At 28.8% G+C, this 21,490-nt stretch carries 18 protein-coding genes; all 18 read left to right on the forward strand.

What is annotated here, in order from left to right:
- Positions 1-47 precede the first annotated feature (47 nt).
- Positions 48-1,445 carry a GNAT family N-acetyltransferase gene (locus ACWJJT_RS13345; RefSeq protein WP_462955036.1) on the forward strand — a complete coding sequence of 466 codons (1,398 nt, stop codon included), beginning with the start codon at positions 48-50 and terminating at the stop codon, positions 1,443-1,445.
- Positions 1,446-1,527: 82 nt separating this feature from the next.
- A complete protein-coding gene (locus ACWJJT_RS13350; protein ID WP_462955037.1) occupies positions 1,528-2,745 on the forward strand; it encodes a glycosyltransferase family 4 protein in 1,218 nt (405 codons plus the stop codon).
- An 81-nt stretch (positions 2,746-2,826) separates the two neighbouring features.
- Positions 2,827-3,912, forward strand: coding sequence for a glycosyltransferase family protein (locus tag ACWJJT_RS13355; RefSeq protein WP_462955038.1), 1,086 nt, complete (start codon positions 2,827-2,829; stop codon positions 3,910-3,912).
- A 1-nt stretch (position 3,913) separates the two neighbouring features.
- A complete protein-coding gene (locus tag ACWJJT_RS13360; protein ID WP_462955039.1) occupies positions 3,914-5,389 on the forward strand; it encodes a hypothetical protein in 1,476 nt (491 codons plus the stop codon).
- Positions 5,386-6,492: a glycosyltransferase family protein gene (locus ACWJJT_RS13365; protein WP_462955040.1), complete on the forward strand. Its 1,107-nt coding sequence runs from the start codon at positions 5,386-5,388 to the stop codon at positions 6,490-6,492. Before ACWJJT_RS13360 ends, ACWJJT_RS13365 begins: the two co-directional genes overlap by 4 nt.
- A 1-nt stretch (position 6,493) precedes the next feature.
- Entirely contained in the window at positions 6,494-7,774 is a 1,281-nt protein-coding gene (locus ACWJJT_RS13370; RefSeq protein ID WP_462955041.1) for a lipopolysaccharide biosynthesis protein, read from the forward strand.
- The gene (locus ACWJJT_RS13375) at positions 7,761-8,987 is read left to right on the forward strand and encodes a nucleotide sugar dehydrogenase (protein WP_462955042.1); all 1,227 of its coding nucleotides are present in this window, start codon (positions 7,761-7,763) and stop codon (positions 8,985-8,987) included. The genes ACWJJT_RS13370 and ACWJJT_RS13375 overlap by 14 nt, the downstream gene beginning before the upstream one ends.
- Positions 8,988-9,005: 18 nt before the next feature.
- On the forward strand, positions 9,006-10,145 hold the full coding sequence (gene wecB, locus ACWJJT_RS13380) for a non-hydrolyzing UDP-N-acetylglucosamine 2-epimerase (protein ID WP_462955043.1): 1,140 nt from the start codon (positions 9,006-9,008) through the stop codon (positions 10,143-10,145).
- 452 nt (positions 10,146-10,597) lie between these two features.
- The gene (locus ACWJJT_RS13385) at positions 10,598-11,266 is read left to right on the forward strand and encodes a sugar transferase (protein ID WP_462955044.1); all 669 of its coding nucleotides are present in this window, start codon (positions 10,598-10,600) and stop codon (positions 11,264-11,266) included.
- 51 nt (positions 11,267-11,317) lie between these two features.
- Positions 11,318-11,389 carry a sugar phosphate nucleotidyltransferase gene (locus tag ACWJJT_RS13390; protein ID WP_462956774.1) on the forward strand — a complete coding sequence of 24 codons (72 nt, stop codon included), beginning with the start codon at positions 11,318-11,320 and terminating at the stop codon, positions 11,387-11,389.
- 343 nt (positions 11,390-11,732) lie between these two features.
- Positions 11,733-12,857: a glycosyltransferase family 4 protein gene (locus ACWJJT_RS13395; protein ID WP_462955045.1), complete on the forward strand. Its 1,125-nt coding sequence runs from the start codon at positions 11,733-11,735 to the stop codon at positions 12,855-12,857.
- Between the two features lie 454 nt (positions 12,858-13,311).
- On the forward strand, positions 13,312-14,073 hold the full coding sequence (locus ACWJJT_RS13400; protein WP_462955046.1) for a CDP-alcohol phosphatidyltransferase family protein: 762 nt from the start codon (positions 13,312-13,314) through the stop codon (positions 14,071-14,073).
- 93 nt (positions 14,074-14,166) lie between these two features.
- On the forward strand, positions 14,167-14,559 hold the full coding sequence (tagD, locus tag ACWJJT_RS13405) for a glycerol-3-phosphate cytidylyltransferase (protein WP_462955047.1): 393 nt from the start codon (positions 14,167-14,169) through the stop codon (positions 14,557-14,559).
- Between the two features lie 213 nt (positions 14,560-14,772).
- On the forward strand, positions 14,773-15,669 hold the full coding sequence (locus tag ACWJJT_RS13410) for a glycosyltransferase family 2 protein (protein ID WP_462955048.1): 897 nt from the start codon (positions 14,773-14,775) through the stop codon (positions 15,667-15,669).
- A 161-nt stretch (positions 15,670-15,830) separates the two neighbouring features.
- Entirely contained in the window at positions 15,831-17,099 is a 1,269-nt protein-coding gene (locus ACWJJT_RS13415; protein WP_462955049.1) for an O-antigen ligase family protein, read from the forward strand.
- A gap of 31 nt (positions 17,100-17,130) precedes the next feature.
- Positions 17,131-18,231: a UDP-galactopyranose mutase gene (gene glf, locus ACWJJT_RS13420; RefSeq protein ID WP_462955050.1), complete on the forward strand. Its 1,101-nt coding sequence runs from the start codon at positions 17,131-17,133 to the stop codon at positions 18,229-18,231.
- Positions 18,232-18,233: 2 nt separating this feature from the next.
- A complete protein-coding gene (locus ACWJJT_RS13425) occupies positions 18,234-19,685 on the forward strand; it encodes a flippase (protein WP_462955051.1) in 1,452 nt (483 codons plus the stop codon).
- A gap of 491 nt (positions 19,686-20,176) precedes the next feature.
- Entirely contained in the window at positions 20,177-21,412 is a 1,236-nt protein-coding gene (locus tag ACWJJT_RS13430; protein WP_462955052.1) for a glycoside hydrolase family 5 protein, read from the forward strand.
- Positions 21,413-21,490 lie beyond the last annotated feature (78 nt).

The raw sequence follows: 21,490 nt of genomic DNA on the forward strand, positions 1-21,490 counted from the left end.
CATCAATTATAAGACGATCTTTAATATTGTATGTGAGGGGAAAAGGAATGTATGAAAGGATTTTTAAGAGAATAATTGATTTCTTATTAGCATTAATAATATTACCTGCATTTTTAATATTTTATATAGTAATAGGTTTATTTATTAAATTAGAAGACGTAGGACCAATAATATATACTCAGAAAAGGTTAGGGAAGAATGGTAAAATATTTAATGTTAAAAAGTTTAGATCTATGAAAGTAAATGCGCCGGATATAAGGAATAATGATGGTTCAACATTTAATTCAGTTGATGATCCTAGACTCACGAAGATTGGTAAATTTATAAGAAAGTTAAGCATAGATGAGATACCACAAATAATTAATATTTTAATGGGGGATATGAGCTTTATTGGACCAAGACCAGATTTGGAAGATCATTTTAGTTTATACACAAAGGATGAAAAGAATAAATTAAATGTTTTACCAGGTGTTACCGGATATAACCAAGTTTATCATAGAAATTCTATTGAGTGGAAAGAAAGGATACAGAATGATTTGTATTATGTAAATAATGTATCATTTGTACTAGATTTAAAAATATTTATTAAAACAATAGTTGTTATATTATTAAAGCGGGGTATATATAATTGTGAACAGGTCAGAAAAGAAGAGATGAAAATGAACAAACTTCATTATAAATTTTTAGAATGGGATACTAATTACTTTGGGGTTAATAGTGGAAGAGTAACTTTAGATGAAACAATAGGAAGCAAAGAGTGGAACATAATAAGCAAAGTATTAAAAAAAAATGAGTTTAATGTCATAGATAATGTAAATAATAATTCGATTAACAATTTATATATATCCAAATTATCAGGAGCATTTGTAACCGATATAAATTTCCAGTTCACTAAAGAAATAAATGTAGCTATAAAACATGCTAATAAATTCGATATAGCTATTCAAAATAAGTTGCCGGTTAACAACGAAATACTAGAAATAAGTAAAAATTCCTATAAGCATTCTAGATTTTTCAATGATCCATATTTAAATAAAGCCAAAGCTAAAAATGTTTATGGGCAGTGGGTTCAATCATCTTTCTTAAATGAAAATAAATATTTTATAAATTGTTATATAGATTCAAAAGTAGCTGGATATATATTATTTTCATTAGAGCATAAAACTAATACCGCAATAATAGAATTAATTTCAGTTAAAGAAGGCATGCAAAATGGATTTATAGGTAAAGAGATGATGATATATTTAGAAAAATATATATATGATAACCATAAGGATATTAAAGATATAAGAGTTGGTACACAAAGTAACAATATAAATGCTATTAATTTTTATGTGAGAAATGGTTTTAGAGTTAAGGAGATTAGATCGGTTTATCATTATTGGCCTAATAAGGATATGGAATTTGAATTCATGGACGAAGCAGTGGCTTCTTTGAATAGATAAATTGAAAAGCAGATGATTCATAATAAAAAGGACATAACTCTAAATGCATAAGCTTGTTGTGACTAGCTAAAAGGGGGAAGCGATGAAAAAGATATTGTTTATATGTACGGAAGGATTTGACACACCGGGTCCATCTAACCATTTAGTTAGTTCATTAATAGAAGACTTACTCGATAGTGGATTTAGTATTCATCTAATACAGAGTAGAAGAAAAAAAATTAATAGTGAAATACCAGATACATTGAAAAATAAACGTAATCTTGAAATGACTGTTATTAACAGGAAGATAATTAATAAAAATTCCTTTATTCATAGGTATTTTGAGGAGGCTTTATATGCTTTCAAATGTTTTAAAATATGGATAAAGATGAAAGATATTGATGAAGTCTTTGTTCAGTCTTGCCCCACAGTAGTGTTTTCAATTGTTCTTTTGAAATTATTTATGAGAAAACCTATATTATATAGTGTGCAAGACATGTTTCCAGGTAGTGCTGTTAGTAGTGGGGTTATAAACAATAGATTTATTAAATGGGTATTTTATAAAATTCAAAAAGTAGCATACAAAAATAGTGATATATTAACAGTTATTTCTGAAGACATGAAAATGAAAGTGGTGGAGCAGGGGGTTCCACCTAAGAAAATTTTTTCAATAGTAAACTGGTTTGATGATCGAACAGTACATGAAGTTCTATGGGAAGATAATCGTTTTGTTAAGAAATATAATCTTCAAAAGAATAAGTTTTATGTACAATATGCAGGAACAATGGGATATGTATTTGATTACAAAATGGTTTTAAATGTTGCGGATTTACTCAAAGGTTACAAAGATATAGAGTTTCAGATGATAGGCCAAGGGAGTAAGAAGGCTGCTTTTATAGGAGAAAAAGAAAAACGTGGGTTAGATAATATAGTTTTTTATCCACTCGAACCACAGGATATGGTTTCAGATGTCTATAGCACCTGCTCGATTTGCTTAATTCCTTTGAAGAAAGGAATCATTGGAAACTCTGTGCCAAGTAAGGCTGGATTGCTTATGGCATGTAGCAGGACTATTGTGAATTCGGTGGATGATGACTCTGATTATTATAAGATGTTCAATGAAAATGAAATGGGGATCTCAGCTCCAAACGATGATCCTAAAGCAGTGGCAGATGCAATTTTTGATTTATATAAAAATAAAGAAAAGCGTGAAAGTTTGGCTAAAATTGGACATGAATTTGGGAAGAAGTATTATGGGAGAAATACGAATACCCTTAAATTTATTGAGTTATTTTCAGGAAAGATTACTGAAAAATTTTAAATACTGATATTAGAGAAATTAGGTGAAGACTTAAATCTTACAATAAATATATATATAAATATTATATGGAGGAGCATATACATGAAAAAGATATGCATTTTGAGTACAGTAAATTTAAAACATATGACATTAGTTAGTTTGTATACTGAATTTTTAGATAAAAACAATATACCCTATGATTTAATCTATATTGATAAATATAATGCTGAAGAAAATAATAACGCAACAAATGTATACAAATATGATTTGAATATAGAGCGAAAATGGTCCTTTTTTAGAAAGTTAATTAGTTATTGGGGTTTTAAAAAATTTGCAAAAGAGATATTACTTAAAAACAAATATGATTTTATTATATCCTGGAATATATTTACGGCATTTATGTTTTCAAATATTTTGAAAAAGCATTTTAATAAAAAGTATTGTTTAAATATTAGAGATATCTATTTTCAAGATAATCCAATAGTAAAGTTTAAACTAAAAAGTGCAGTATATTCATCAGCGTTTTCTACTTTGTCATCAGAAGGATTTAAAAAATATTTACCTGAGTTCGACTATGTAATAATACATAGCATGAATATGAAAGTCTTGGCTGATTCTGCTCCTCATACAAAATTAAAAATTGCGGAAGGTCCAATTAATATTACTTATATTGGATATATGAGTTTATATGATAATTGCTATAGATTGATTGATTACCTGGGCAATGATAGTAGATTTAAACTTAATTTTTATGGAGAAGGTTCTGAACTTATTGTAAATTATGCTAAAGAAAAAAAAATAAATAATGTATTTTGTTCTGGAAGATTTGAACCTTATGAGACAGCTGGATTAATTCAAGATGCAGATATTATTTACAATTTATATGGAGTAGGAGAGGTTAATTTGGATACTGCATTATCCATTAAATTGTATTATGCAACTTATCTTAATGTTCCTATTTTAGTATTCAAAAACACATATATGGAAGAAATATCATGTAAATATGGTTTTGGGTATGCTATAGAAAAAGATGGCTTTAATAATTTAGGTGATAATTTGTATAATTGGTATCGTAAGCTAAATCAAGACGAAATTCATGACAACTGTGAAGAGTTCAAAAAAGTTATATTAAAAGGTCATAAAAAGCTAGATTTATTAATGAATAAGCTTTTCATAGAGGAAGATTAAAATGAGAAAATTTCTAATAAATTTTATAATTATTATAAGCTCTATAAGCGGAGTTCTTATTTGTATATTATCCAAAAACTCAGTTACTGATGGATATCAATTATTGTGGATACATCCACTAGCGTTCCTAATTGTATTTATTTTGATTTTTTCAAACTTAATTAGATATAAAAAATTTAAAATAACAGTTTATTTTACGATATTGTTATCATGGATAAGATGTGTGTTAATACCAATTGTGAGTACTTTATCCGGTGTATATAATGGTATTTCATATATGAAAACTTTTACTGGATCCATTGAATTAGCTATATGGCTCGTGCCGTATGAGCTAATTATTAGTAGCTTTTTCTTATGGATTATGGTGTTATCTAATAAAGTTCCATTAAGACCAAATGATGAACTCAAATTAAAGGGAAATAAATATATTTATCTAATATTCATATTCATAGCTTTAAGTTTGTATTTATTAATTGGTCGAAACTTGAATATAATCAAATTGTTCTTCATTTCCACTGAAAAACCGGAAGCATTTGTTGATATTACAAGCACTCCCATTCTTTTATTAAGATATATTATAAAAAGCGGTGTGATATTCTTTTTTGTTTGGAGTGTAAGTTACTGTAAAAATAGATATGAATCAAAAGGAAAAAAACGGTATGTTTATTATGCAATAATTGTTGGAATTATTAATGTGGGGATTATTATCGGAGGTAGAAGATCTGAACAATTATATACTTGTTTAGTAGTAATATTTATTTTAACTAGAGCTTTTAAAAAATATAGAAAGAGAATAATTACTTATATAGTAATAACTGCAATATCAGTTGCTTTTGTTATGACTATATATAAACAATTTTCTGCAGCTTATTATGGTTCATATACAGCTGCACTGAATGCAAATAATGTAGATTTAGAATTTATCTCTAAAAACTTGCAAGCTTATTTCTTTGGAACACAAAACCTAGCAGTCACAATTGAATTAAAAAAGGTAACGGATTTAAATATAATGAATATGTTTTATGATTTTGGGCGTTCAATATTTGGTGTTAGTTTTTTATTGAAAAACAAAATGATGATGACAACAGAGTACTTTAACACATTTATTTATGGAGTAAGTAAAGCGAACGGTCATGTTATCTCTGGCTTAGGTTATGGCTATATTTATTTTGGAGCGTTATTTTCACCAATAATTGCATGCTTAAATATATTTATTTCAATTAAATTAGAAAAATATTTTAATAAAATAAATTCATATGAAATGACTTATATCGTTGGATATATTTTAATTAGATTTGTTACTAATATTTATGCTAACACACCGCCTCTAATAAGCCTCTCTACCATTATGCTTTTTACTGCAGGTTTAATATACTTTGTAGCAAGGTTATTTAAGAATAATTCTAATAGAATAATGTTAACAATTAGAGGCGAATGCTCAAAGTGCATAAAGACTATTGGGGGATTTAATAAATGAATATATTATTAATTTCATATGGAATAAAAGAGTATGATGGTCGGCTTACAGAAATATATAATGTGGCAAAAAAAATAGGTGACGTTACATTAGTATGCTGTGGTAATAGTAAGTGTAGTAATGTTAAAGAAAACATAGTGAATATAAATAAATCAAAATATTTGAGTTTGCGCTTGTATATTTCTTTTCTATTCACTTGTTTGAAATCTGCAAAGGAAATTGAAAATATTGATATTTTATTTTCCGATAACCTTTTTGCATCTATACCTGCTTTAATAATTAGAAAACTTTTTAAACCAAAATTTATAGTGCAAGATGTTAGAGAACTCTATTTTTATAAAGATATAAAAAACATATCTGGCAGACTATTTTGTAAATTTGAGATTGTTCTAATGAAGAAATCTGATGTGGTATTATGTGCTAATGATTATCGGTCGAAAATTATGTTTGAACAATATGAATTAAAAACATTTCCACTAGTCTTTGAAAATATTAGATTTCTAACAGGACAGTATGATAAAAAAGCATTAGATGAAAAATATAGTAATTGCTTTAAATATAAAGTAAATATCGTAAGTACTGGAGGAACATCAGTTTTGAGAACTACAGATAAACTCGTCTTTGCTATGACAAAACTTCCAAACGATTATGGATTATATATTATTGGAGATGGAACTGATGAAGATAAGCGAATTATACAATACATTATTGATACAAATAATCTGACTAATGTAATGTTAATCAGTAAAGTCCCTTTACCAGAACTAAGATATATTGTTCAAAGATGCGATATTGGTATAGTCAGCTATCATAAAAACGACTTGAATAACAAGTATTGTGCTTCAGGAAAAGTATATGAATATCTAGCTGAAGGGCTGCCAATTGTAACCACTGAAAACTTACCGCTAAAGGTTTTTTGTGCAAAGTACGGTATAGGAGAGTCTGATGATTGTTTTTATAAAGGGATTGTTAAAGTAAGCAATAATATGGGTGATTATAAAGAACGGGTTGAATCTTATGTTTCAAGTATCTCTGTTGACAAGCATAACTCAAAAATAGCCTGTGAAATACTGAAAATTATTAATAGTGAGGTTATTACTTAAAATGAAAAAGCTTTGGAATAGATTTAAAGCGAATAAATTTTTACTATCTTTTTCTATGTTGGCAAGTGGATCTTTAATAGCGCAAGTTATTTCTATAATTGTATCTCCAATTACAACTAGGCTGTTTACACCGCAACAGTTGGGGGCCTATACAGTGGTAGCAACTGCTGTATCATTGTTTGGGCCTGTTATCTGTTTGAAATATGATATGGCCATTGTTGTAGCAAAAACTGAAAAAGATACTTATTCTGTTATGAAACTATGTCTATTTCTTTTTATACCATTAAGCGTAATTATTGGAATTGTTTATGGAGTGGTTTTTATGGGAAGTGACTATTCTGGTTTTTCATTGTGGATGTGTATTTGCGCAATAACTGTTTTGCTAGCAGCATATGGATTAAATAATATTCTACTTGCGCACAACAACAAGAATTCATTATATAAATTGATTTCATCAGTTACGGTGATTAAATCAGGAGTTAACAATACTTTGCTGGTTATAAGTGGTTTGTTTAATGTTGGAATACCGGGTTTAATCTGTTCTCAAATAGTAAGTTCATTTGTGGGTTTAGGCCGTCAGTCAAAAGATATTCGAAAGAAAATGGGAGAATTTAAAAAAATTGATTTTGAGGCAATTAAAAAATCTTTTTTAAAACATAGAAAACAACCTATCTACAATGCATCTTCTGCATTAATAACTACTTCAATATATTCTAGCATTAATCTTTTTATTAAAAGTGTTTATTCTACAGAACAGTTAGGATTATATTCATTATCATATCGTGTTTTGGGTATCCCCTTTTCTGTAATTAGTGCTAATATCGCAAGGGTATTTTTCGATAGCGCAGTTAAAGAAATAATGGAATGTGGAAATTATAAAAGAACATTCAGAAAAACAATAATAGTGTTATCAATCATTATTATTCCTATGATTATGCTGATGGCTATATTAGCGCCTTGGATATTTTCTTTGTTTTTTGGAGCGGAGTGGGAAACAGCCGGGAAGTATGTGAGATTACTTGCACCAATGTTTTGTTTAAGGCTTATTGCAGAATCACTCACAACAAGTTTTATTGTATCAAATAAGCAACATATTGAGTTGATTTTACAAAGTATATTGCTTGTGGGAGAATTTGCTGTATATTTAATTTCCTATTTTAGAAACTTACCAATCGAGCAGTTCTTACTATTGATTTCATTACTATATATGATTATGCATAGTAATATGATTATTGTTATGTATAAATTGAGTAAGGAGGGTGACAATCATGTCAAAAATTAATATAATTGGATTAGGCTATATAGGATTACCAACAGCTTTAATGTTTGCTAAAAATGGGGTGAACATAATAGGGACAGATTATAATAAAGAGTTGGTAAAAACTTTAAGTGAAGGGAGACTTACTTTTGAAGAAAAGGGCTTAGGTCAGTTATTTGATGAAGCATTAATAAATGGCATCAAGTTTACCACTGAATATATCAAAACAGATACTTATATAATTGCTGTTGCTACACCATACATCAAAGAAAGTAAAAAGATTGACCCTAAATATGTTATTTCAGCAGTAAATAATGTGTTAGATGTTTGTGAAAAAGGTTCGATAATAATTATTGAGTCTACGATATCGCCGAGATCAATTGATAAGTATGTTCGTCCTGAAATTGAAAAGAGAGGACTTGTAATCGGAAAAGATGTTCACTTAGTTCATGCTCCTGAAAGAATTATACCTGGAAACATGATTCATGAACTTGAATTTAATTCAAGAACAATTGGTGCTGATACTAAGGAAATCGGTGAAAAAATAAAATTATTATACTCTAGTTTTTGTAAATCCGAAATAATAGTTACAGACATCAGAACGGCTGAGATGTCCAAGGTTGTTGAAAATACGTATCGTGATATAAATATTGCCTTCGCAAATGAACTTACTAAAATTTGCAGAGTAGACAATATGGATGTTTATGAAATTATTAAAACTGCCAACATGCACCCAAGGGTAAACATTTTACAACCAGGACCGGGTGTAGGTGGTCACTGCATATCAGTTGACCCATGGTTCTTAGTGGGGGACTATCCTGATTTAACAAACTTAATTCTATCTGCAAGAAAGATTAATGATTCTATGCCAACTCATGTGTTAGGTAGAATTAGAGACATAATGAGAGAATATGGTATTAAGGATATTTCAAAAGTTGGTTTATATGGATTGACATATAAAGAAAATGTTGATGATACAAGAGAGAGTCCAACATTACAACTTTTAGAGAAAATGGATGAGCATTTAGCATTCGGTATAAAGGTATTTGATCCATTTGTTAAAACTCGAATTGTTGATCATCAGTTTATGGACTTTGAAGATTTTATTAATGAAATAGAAATATTGGTTATTATGGTAGCTCATAATCATATTGTGGATAATATGAAATTAATCAGGAATAAGTTAGTTCTTGATACTAAAAATATTTGTGTTTTTGATAATGCTTATAAATTATAGAAAGATGTGGTGATGTTCTTGAATAAAATCAAAATATTAAGTATATTTGGGACGAGACCAGAAGCCGTCAAGATGGCACCGCTGGTTAAAGAATTAGAAAGATACTCTGAAATAGAAAGCTACGTGTGTGTAACAGCCCAGCATAGAGAGATGCTTGATCAAGTGTTGGAAATATTTGATATAAAACCAGATTATGACTTAGATATTATGAAACAAGGGCAAACGTTAACTACAATAACCAGCGATGCGCTTAATGGATTAAATGAAGTTATCCTAGAACTTAAACCAGAAATTGTTCTGGTTCATGGTGACACTTCAACAACTTTTGCAGGAGCATTAGCAGCATTTTATAACAAAGTGCCTGTAGGTCATGTTGAAGCTGGACTTAGAACTTTTGATAAGTATTCACCATTTCCAGAGGAAATGAATAGAAAACTAACTGGGAGTATAGCTGAGATGCATTTTGCACCTACAAAAACAAATAAGTTAAATCTGTTAAGTGAAGGCATTGATAAGGACATTTATTTAACAGGCAATACTGTTATTGATGCAATCAAACATACTGTAAGAAAAGACTATAAATTTAAAAATAGAATACTTAAAAAAATTGATTTTAATTCAAGTAAATATATTGTAGTTACGGCTCATAGACGAGAAAATCTCGGAGAACCTTTAGAAAATATCTGCAATGCTATCAAAAGATTAGCTGAAGATCATAGAGATGTATCATTTATTTATCCTGTTCATTTGAATCCAGCAGTTAGAAAAACTGTTAATTCTATTATTGGAAATAAGGAGAGAATTTATTTAATTGATCCAATTGATGTTCAAGACATGCATAACTTGATGGATAGAAGCTATATGGTTATGACGGACTCAGGAGGTTTACAAGAAGAGGCTCCAGCTTTAGGAAAACCAGTATTAGTTTTAAGGACGGAGACCGAAAGACCAGAGGCCTTTGAAGCTGGTACTGTTAAATTAGCTGGAATTATTGAAGATGATATTTATAATATGGCCAATGAGTTAATTGTAAATAAAACAGAATATCAAAAAATGGCTAAAGCTATTAATCCATATGGAGATGGAAGAGCATCAGAGAGAATAGTGGCAGCAATACTTTATAGATTTGGATTAGGAGATAAGTATCCAAGAAGGTGATTTTGATTAAGTAGTGGTTATGCAAATATAATTGTACAATCAATTATGTGGTTAAATTAAATTTTAATGTATTAAATTGTATATTAATAGGGAATTTAATTATATAAAAGAAATGTTAATAAATTGACCTCTTTTTTACAATATATAAAATAAAAGGGTTATAAAATAACGTATAAAGTCGATAACTGTAGAATGGTAAACCACTGATATACAACACCTTAAAGACAATTATATTTTTTTAAAACTGTAAAACGAGTAATGATTTAGTGTATTTGGGAGTATGTAAATAGTAAACCAATGAAGTAGTGAATTCGAAATTTGACACAAAATTTACAAAGTTGTACAATAAGGCATGGTTACTTTTGTAGAAATTGGAATAATATAAATTAACAATTTGTTTTTAATTTTTTAGGGATATATTTTGAGGAAATAAAATGGGGGTGGGAACATAAATGCAAGAATTAGAAAGAAATTCGCAAGTTACGCAGAGTGAGATTGTCCGCGAGTACGATAAAGACGTAGGATATTTTATAATCAAAAGAATAATTGATATTATAGGTGCTTTATGTGGGGTAATCCTTCTAAGTCCGGTGATGATTATTGTCGGCATTTGGATAAAACTCGATTCAAAGGGACCTATTTTTTTTGCTCAGAATAGAATTGGACAAGATGGCAAGCGATTCAAAATGTATAAGTTTAGATCTATGTGCATGGATGCAGAATGTCTTTTGGACAAGCTTTGCGAAAAGAATGAAATGTCAGGGCCTATGTTTAAGATGAAAGAAGATCCAAGAGTAACTAAAATAGGGAAATTTATAAGAAAGACAAGTATAGATGAGTTACCTCAGCTTTTTAATGTATTAAAGGGCGATATGTCACTTGTGGGACCAAGACCAAGTTTGCCTAAAGAAGTAGCTCAGTTTACATCTTTCCAAAAATTAAGATTAATTGCAAAACCAGGCTTAACTTGCTATTGGCAGGTTAGGGGTAGAAGTGATATTAGTTTTGAAGAGTGGATGGAAATGGATGTTGAGTATATAGAAGAAAGAAATACATGGGTAGATATATGTCTTATATTTAAGACAGTGGGAGTGTTGTTTGGGGATGAGGGGGCAAGGTAATTAAAATATTAGACAATTAAAAATAATAAAGTAGTAAGGAGAATGAACATTATGAAAGGTGTTATTTTAGTTGGCGGATCAGGAACGAGACTGTATCCAATAACTTACAAAAAACAGTTTTGAAATTATATCTTTTTCAATGTTCAATAAAAGCGATTTTTTAAATTAATATCAAAGTTATTCTGTTAATAACATAAGATTGCACACTTACATGTATTTAGGCATCAACTATTACCAGCAATTCTTGATGAATTGAAGATATATATTGTTCCTATAGCTATACGTACATTATTTAAAAGGATATATATTATTAAAAATGAATTAACTATATAAAATAAGAAATTAGAAGTTATAGTTTTAGGTAATAATCGGATACATAGGATTTATAGGTGGTAAGGAGACATTGGATAGATTAAAAATGGTCTCTTTTATTTATAATTTTAAACAATGGGGTGGTGAGTAAACAATGAAAAAAAGAATTATGCATGTTGTGCAATCTCCTGGGGGTGTGGAACGATATCTGTCAATGTTGTTGAAAAATATGAATAAGTCTAAATACGAACAAATACTAGTTGGTTCATGTGAATATCATAAAAAGAATTTTAATGATTTATTAGATGTATTTGAGCAGATTGATATGGTAAGAAATATTAGTATTATCAAAGATGTAAAATCAATAATTTCTTTACGGAAACTATTGAATAAATATAAGCCGGATATTGTATATCTACATAGTAGTAAAGCGGGGGCAGTTGGTCGTATTGCAAATTTGGGTCTAAAAAACAAATTGTTATATAATCCGCACGGCTGGTCATTCAATATGGATTGTTCGCAAAAGAAAAAAATAGTTTATAGATGGGTTGAAAAACTCTTGGCACCGATGACCGATAAAATTGTTGCTATTTCCGATTTCGAAAAGCAATCTGCTGTGGAGAACAGAATTTGCCAACAGGATAAGATAAAAGTTATTTTTAATGGAATTGATATAGATGAATATAAAAAATGCAAGTCTAGTTTTCGAGTAACAAGAAAGCTACTGAATATTCCGGAAAATGCTTATGTAATTGGAATGGTAGGAAGGCTTTCAAAGCAGAAGGCACCTGATACTTTTATTGAATCTGCGGCATTGATTAAAAAAGATATACCAGAGGCATATTTCCTACTGGTCGGAGATGGAGAATATAAAGAATATATTAAAAAACTTATAGATAAAAAAGGATTGTTTAATTGCACATACATATCTGGATGGGTGGATAATCCAATGGAGTATATACAGTTGTTTGATCAAGCTATGTTATTGTCAAGATGGGAAGGGTTCGGGCTAGTATTAACAGAATATATGATTTCGGGGAAACCAGTCATAGCGACTCGAGTTGATGCTATACCAAGTATAATAGATGAAAACAAGAATGGAATTTTGGTTCCGATGAATGATGTATCATCTGTTAGGAGAGCTGCATTAGCCATATATGGCAATCCTAATTTTAAAGATGAATTAGTAGCAGACGCAAAGAAAAAAGTCATAAATAGATACGATATTAAACGAGTTGCGTATGAACATGAAAAATTAATAGATGATATGGCAAAATAATTATATTGGTTAAGTAACGCAAATATAAGTAGAATAGAGAATATATGAAAAAATAGGAATAGTATTTTGGTATTTTAAAAAGAATTATGGTAGTATACTATTCAAAAGTATTTTGATGAACTAAGTATCAAAAATGAAACAAATAATATAGCAGGAATCAGATTGATATGACAAACAAAATGTTTAAGCTTTTAGCAATCAGTATTTTAAAGTACGGCCATCGGGGAGTAAAAAGCTGTAAATTTAGTTAATATATTATCGTATGTTTTGTTAGCTATTGGATTAAGCAAGAGATGGGTAATAGATAAGAAAATTAAAGTGATTGCTAAAAAAATCAGGAGTATATGCTGCATATAATTTGGTAATCGAAAAGTATATTGAATTAGTATACAGTATTTGCAAAAAAAATGTTGCAAACAACTAATGTCAAAAAAATGTATGTTGGGAGAATAAAATGGACTATACACCTAAGTATTTTAAAGAACAATTACCTGAGTGGAAAAGAAAGAAAGATCCAATACTGTCACGTATTTTTTATAGACCAGTTTCTTTTTACGTAGCTAGTATTGCTACAAAATTTAATATTTCAGCAAATACCATTTCCTATTTTTCAGCTATATTAGGAATAATTGCTTGCGCGTTATTTATAGTCAATAGCAGGACTGCAAGATTGACAGGGGCGATTTTAGTAAATGTATGGCTTATACTTGATTGTACGGACGGAAATATTGCAAGAAGTGTAAAGAAACAACCGTTTGGGGAATTTGCAGATGGGATTAGTAGTTATATACTGGTCGGCTTACTTTGTACTACAATGGGATTTTCTATATATAATTCGGGCGGTGTTATGTTTAAATCTGGAAATATGTGGGCTGTGTTAATTGGTGCATTTGCATCGAGTGCAGATTCTTTGATGAGGCTCATTTATCAAAAGTATCAAAATACAGCACGAAATATGTATGATAATGGAATCATCATACCAAGCACAGACGATAGAACTGATAAAAATAAAGTTGGAACTTTTAGAGTTAGAGTCGAAGCTGAATTGGGCATCGGGGGGGTACTTCCAATTGCTATATTAATTGCTACTATATTTAATGCACTTGATATTGTGGTGATATATTGTCTTGCATATTATGGATTAGCTTCTATTGCCTCATCAACGTTGCTTATAGTAAAAGCGATTAATGTAGCAAAATGTAATGAAAGTAAATAGGAGGTACGCAGACAACTCACTTTAAGTTGTATTGTGTCATTAAATATTGAAGATGGAATAAATGAATTAAAAATCGAGGGGAGAGGAAATATAATGAAGAGAGTAATTACATATGGAACATTTGACTTATTACATTATGGACACATCAATCTGTTAAGAAATGCTAAGGCACTTGGTGATTATTTAGTGGTTGTGTTATCTACAGACGAGTTTAACTGGAATGAAAAGAGTAAAAAATGCTATTTTACTTATGAGGAACGTAAATCTTTATTGGAAGCAATACGTTATGTTGATCTTGTGATTCCAGAAGAAAACTGGGATCAAAAAAGTACTGATGTTATTAAATATCATATAAATACATTTGTAATGGGCGATGATTGGGAAGGAAAGTTTGATTTTTTAAGAGAACATTGTGAAGTAGTATATTTATCAAGAACACCAGAAATATCAACTACTAAAATAAAACAGGATTTAACATTAGCTTAAACTGCAGCTACAAAATAGAAGTATTAATAAATGTATATATACTAGGAAAAGTAGGAGGCTCACAAATCTATAAAAAGCAAAGATATATATAATATATGGTATGTGATGAATTACTCTATATAGGTAATATTAAAATGAAATTAACTTTCCTAGTTTTTATATTGGTAAGGTAGTTAAAAATAAAATTTTTAATAAAGGAAATAGGTGATAAAATTGAATTCTAAAAGTCATTCAGTAGCTGCAATAGTAGTTACTTATAATAGAGAAGTTTTACTTGAAGAAACTATACAAGCACTCTTAAATCAGACGACGAGGCCTGATGAAATTATAATAGTGAATAATTGTAGTATTGATGGTACAGGTAATATATTAGAAAGATATAAAGAGAGTATTAGTGTAATAAATCTAGAAGAAAACATAGGGGGTGCTGGTGGATTCAATGCCGGATTTAAGTATGCTTATGAGAAAGGTCATTCACTATTTTGGGTTATGGATGATGATACAATAGCGGAACAAAATGCATTAAAAGGATTAATTTATTCTTATAATAAATTATTAGATGATAATATAGGTTTTTTATGTAGCAATGTATTATGGACTGATGGTACTCCGTGTTTAATGAATATACCGGTTGTAGATGTCAAATTTAATAATAAATTATCTGATAATCTTATAAAAGTTAAATCTGCTTCATTTGTATCAATGTTAATTACTAGAGAAGCAATAAATAAGTGTGGCTATCCTATAAAAGAATTTTTTATTTGGGCTGATGATACAGAGTTTACACAAAGAATAAGCAAGAAATTCTCTAACTACATGGTTATAGATAGCATCGTTACACATAAGATGAATGTGAATCTTGGTGCTGATATAGTATCAGATAAAAATAGATTAGGAAGATATTTTTATGCATTTAGAAATAGGTTTTATATAGGACGAAGAAATGGGATCTTGTCATTGATAAAATATTTAACTAAAGCATTATTAACTATACTTAAAGTTATTGTTAAATCACAAAGATTTAAGCTTAAAAAGGTTTGTATTATTCTAAAAGGTGTGTTGGCAGGACTATTCTTTTTTCCTAAAACTGAATATCCCAATGATAAATAATTAATACAACCATAAAATGAGAGGATTTTGTGTGTTTTAAAGATATTATAGTGGGTCGGGTGTAATTGGATTGACAATGTGAGAAAGAATAACCAATGAATTCATAGTCAGTAGTTAATAGTTAATGAATAAAATAAGTATAGAGTGTTAAGGAGAATTAAATGAAAGGTAAAGAACAAGTTATAGAATTTTTAGAATACATAGTTGCAATTTGTATTATTTTAGATTGTAGATCAATTTATATTAATAACAATCCGCTAAAATTAAAGATGAATTTAATTATATTAGGTAGTGCAATAGTTATACTAATTATTTTATCACTTAAACAGATTATGGAATCTAAAAAAAAATTTATAATTGCAACTATGATCGTATTTGGATGTGGAATAAATAATTTAGTATTTTTATTACTAAGTGAAGAAATAAATCTGGGCTTTTTGAGTGGATTTATTATACTTTTTAGTGCATTTTTTATATATTCTCTTTCAAATATAAATGAAAGAAAATCTGAAGGCATATTAATAAAGATATCCAACTTGATGATATTTTTATCATGTATTTCTTTGATTATGTACATGTTTGGTTCATGCTTTAAATTAATTCAATCCACCTCAGAAGTCCTTATTAACTGGGGAGGACTAAAATATGTACCCAGTTATTACGCAATTCATTTTGAAACTCAAACTATTGTGCTAAGTGGAACAAGATTAATTAGAAATACGGGGATTTTCACAGAAGCCCCAATGTATAGCTTTAATTTGTGTATAGCGCTAATTGTTCAATTATTTGCAAATAAAAATATCAATAGGAAAAAGGTGCTTATCTTAATTATCACTATTTTTACTACATTTTCGACAACTGGAATATTGCTTTGTTCAGGACTAATATTTATTAAAATTTTATTAAAGAAAAGTAATAAACCGATTAAAGTATTTTTAAAAATAATTATTATGGTTATTCTTTCTATTGCTTTAACAGCTATATGTATTTATTTCATTACTGATAAACTCAATGGAAATGCTAATGGAATAGGATCTTACTTAGTGAGAATTGATGATTTTAAAGTAGGGGTTGAAGCCTGGAAGGAACATAAAATAATAGGTAATGGTTATAATAAGTATGATATTGTACAACAATATATGAATTTGAGTTATAGAGGGAATGATATTGGAGGAAGTAGTAGTTTGATGAAAGTACTACCTGAAGGTGGAATATATTTAATGATATTTTATTTAACACCATTAACTATAATAATTGGTTATTGTATAAAACATCATGAAATAAGTTTGTTAGTATCAGTTTTATCTATAGTAGTACTATTTGTTGTTACTAATGTAGCATATACATATATAATTATTTATTTTCTTAGTTGTGGATGGACATATTATATAAAAGGAAAAAGCAATATCAAGAAAAGTAGTATTAAATAGAGTAAAATTTATTGTATTGGAGTAATTAAAAATGAAAAAGTATAATTATTTAATAGTAGGTTCAGGTATTTTTGGATCGATTTTTGCTTGTGAAGCAAATAAAAGAGGTGAAAAGTGTTTAGTTATAGATAAAAGGGATCACATTGCAGGAAATATATATTGTAAAGAAGTTGAAGGTATTAAGGTACATCAGTATGGTGCACATATATTCCATACAAGTAATAAAGAAGTTTGGAATTACATAAATACCTTTGCTGAATTTAATAGATACACAAATTCACCAGTTGCTATTTATAAGGATGAGCTTTATAATATGCCTTTCAATATGAATACTTTTAATAAGTTGTGGGGAGTGAAAACACCAACTGAAGCTAAAGCTAAAATAGCAGAGCAAGTATCAGAAAGTAATATAACTGAGCCTAAGAATTTAGAAGAACAAGCAATAAAACTTGTTGGAAAAGATATTTATGAAAAGCTTGTAAAAGGATATACAGAAAAGCAATGGGGAACTAGAGCTACAGAGTTGCCAGCATTTATTATAAAAAGACTCCCTGTAAGATTTACTTATGATAACAATTATTTTAATGATAAGTATCAAGGAATTCCAGTTGGGGGATATACTAAAATAATAGCGAAGATGCTTGATGGAATTGAAGTAAGACTTAATACTGATTTCTTTAAAAACAGAGAAGAACTTGAAAGTCTAGCTGATAAAATAGTATTTACTGGAATGATAGATGAATTTTATGATTATAAGTTTGGAACTCTAGAATATAGAAGTTTAAGATTCGAACATGAAGTTTTAAATGAAGAAAATCATCAAGGAAATGCTGTTATCAATTACACTGAATATGAAGTGCCATTTACAAGGATAATAGAGCATAAGCATTTTGAGTATGAGAATCAACCTAAAACAGTAATTACAAGGGAATATCCAGCTATATGGAATAAAGGTGATGAACCGTATTATCCTATAAACAATGATAGAAATAATGAGATACATAGCAATTATAAGGAGTTAGCAGCTAAAGAACAGGATATTATATTCGGAGGAAGATTGGCTGAATATAAATATTATGATATGCATAATGTTATTGAACAAGCATTAAAATGTGTGGAAAAGGAATTATAAAAATGAGTAAAAGTATAGCCAAAAATTTCACATATAATTTATTATTTCAAATAGTAACATTATTAATCCCGTTAATAACCGTACCATATATATCTAGAATATTAGGCAAAGAGGGAATAGGTGTATACAGTTACACTCTTTCTATAACTCAGTATTTTATAATACTTGGAACTTTAGGAATTTCATTATATGGGAATAGGCAAATTGCCTATGTTAGAGATGACAAAGAAAAAATGTCTAAAAATTTTTGGTCAATAACTTTCCTTAAAATAATAACGACAAGTATAGCTTTAGTATTCTATATAATAATAGTCGGGTTTAATAGAAAATATAGTTATATTTATTTAATTCAATCTATGAATATTGTTGCAGCTATGATAGATATATCTTGGCTTTATATGGGATTAGAAGATTTTAAAAAAACTGTTACAAGGAATTTATTAGTCAAAATTTCAGGAGTAATATGTATATTTGTTTTTGTGAAAAATTATGATGATCTATACAAGTATATAACTATAAATGGTCTTATGATCTTACTTGGTAATTTAGTAATGTGGATGTATATTCCTAAAATTGTTTTAAAGGTAAAAATAAAATTTGCTGATATAAAAGAGCATATCATTCCAGCTTTAAAACTATTTATACCTCAGATTGCTATTCAAATATATGTTGTATTAGATAAAAGTATGCTAGGAACTTTAGCTAATATAGGAGAAGTTGGCCTTTATGATCAATCACAAAAAATAGTAAAATTGGTTTTAGGTTTAGTAACATCACTAGGAGTAGTAATGTTACCTAGAATGAGTAATACATTTGCTAATGGTGATAATGAAAAAATGAATAACTATCTGAATAAGAGTTTGATAGGCGTTGCATATGTTTCTATTCCAATGGCGGTCGGGATAGCTGGAATATCTAGTGAGTTTGTACCGTGGTTCTTTGGACCAGGGTTTCAAAATGTTTCATGTTTAATAATTATTTCAGCACCTATTTTGTTTTTTATTGCAATGAGTAATGTATTAGGAATCCAATACTTAATTCCGGCAAATAAAACAAGAGAATTTACTTTTTCTGTTACAATAGGGGCAATAGTAAATGTAATATTAAATTTTATATTAATACCAAAATATAAAGCGATGGGAGCATGTATAGCTACTGTATTTGCGGAATTTAGTGTTGCATTTATTCAATATATATTTGTAAGAGAAAATATAAAAAATAATTATTTTTTTTTAAATACAATAAAATATATAATAGCCTCAACAATAATGTTTGTAGTGGTTAGGGTTATAGGGAATTATATGGGGGTTAGAATTCTAACAAGCATAGTGCAAGGGTTAGCAGGAACTATTATATATATAACAATTTTGACATTTATGAAAGAGGAAATTAACACATTAATACTTAAAACTATGTTTAACAAAATCAGATTTTTAACTACAAAATTTCATTAATTAGAAAGAGAGTCCATTTAAGCCCTTAAAGCACCCCCTTTGACCAACGCACTTATAATGCGTCATGTTGATCGCTAAAAGTGTGTACGTCGGCAAAACTCCCCACTAGGGCGACAGGTACTTGTAAAACAATGCAAAAACATGGTAAACAGAAATTGCCCATTACGTTTCTGATTTTTGTACTGGGGTCTGGGCAGCAACTTAAAAAATGGGATAGAGAGGGAGACATCGCTTAAAAAATGAAATATTTGATATAAATTTAGAGAATAAGAAATTGGATTGAAATTGAGATGTTGGGAAATTATGCACGGTGATTTAGATGAACTTTGTATAACTAATATTTAGAATATGTAAAAGAACTTGCAACAAGTTTAAAAGAATAATCTACATGCAAAATCTAGAAAAAATTAAGTTAGACTACTTTTAAAAAGTTTAAGTAATATAAATTATTTATTAATAAAAATTAACAAATAATTTTGGGGAGATTTTAAATGAACAAGAAAGTAATTACCATATTTGGTGTTATTATTTTAATTAGTTTGATAAGTTACTACTATATAAATAATATGAACAATAATAAACATTATATTTTAGATAATAAGGTACAAAACTCAATAGGAGTAAATATACATTTTGTAAATCCAAATCCTAACGAAATGAAAAAAATATGTAATGCGGGTTTTACAACTGTGAGAATGGATCTTTCTTGGAGTAGTATAGAGAAGAAGAAAGGAGTTTATGATTTTTCACAATATGATAATCTTATAAATGAATTGAACAAAAATAAAATAAATACTCTTTATATATTAGATTATAGCAATTCATTATATGATAATGGGTTAGCTCCCTACTCAGAATATGGAAGAGAGGCTTTTTCTAATTTTGCTAAGGAAGCTGTAAAACATTATAAAGGAAAGTCTATAATGTGGGAAATATGGAATGAGCCTAATATTGGATTTTGGAAGCCTAAGCCCAATGTGGTAAATTACTACAAACTTGCAATAAATACTATATTTGCAATGAAGTCAGTAGATAGAAACGCATTTATTGTTGCACCAGCGGTAGCTGGAGTAGATTATGGTTATCTCGATTACTTAGGTAAAAATAATTTTTTTGAGTACATAGATGCTGTAAGTATACATCCGTATAGACAAAGTAATCCTGAGACAGTTATTAATGATTACAATAAAATAAAAGATTTAATAGATAAACATCCGCATAAGGAAGGTATTAAACTATTTTGTGGTGAATGGGGATATTCAACTACCTGGAAAGATATAGATGAAATAACCCAAGCACAATATTGTGTCAGAGAATATTTAACTAATTTGATGTGTGGAGTAAATTTGACTATTTGGTATGATTGGAAAGATGATGGAACTGATAAAAACAATTTAGAGCATAATTTTGGATGTGTTAATAATAACTTGGAGCCCAAAATAGGTTATTATGCTATTAGGACTTTAACAAATGTACTTAAAAATTATGAATTTGTAAAAAGAATAGATAATGGTCAAGACTCGGATTATATACTTATGTTTAAAAAAGGTAACAAAGAAGCCTATGCATTGTGGACAACAGGAAAAGGTCATGAAATAAGTGTTCGGTTGCATGGAGATAAGGTTAAAGTGGTGGAAATTACAGGTAATAGCTATGAAAATAAAATCATAAGTAATTTATACAAGATTGATATCGGTAATAGTGTTATTTACCTTACTGATTTATAGCAAGCTCGAAGTCAGATGGCAACGACCCCTAAGCCATCAAACTTAGCAACAAAGTTTAACAAACAGGAAATGTCTACT

The organism is Clostridium sp. CM041, from assembly GCF_055081035.1.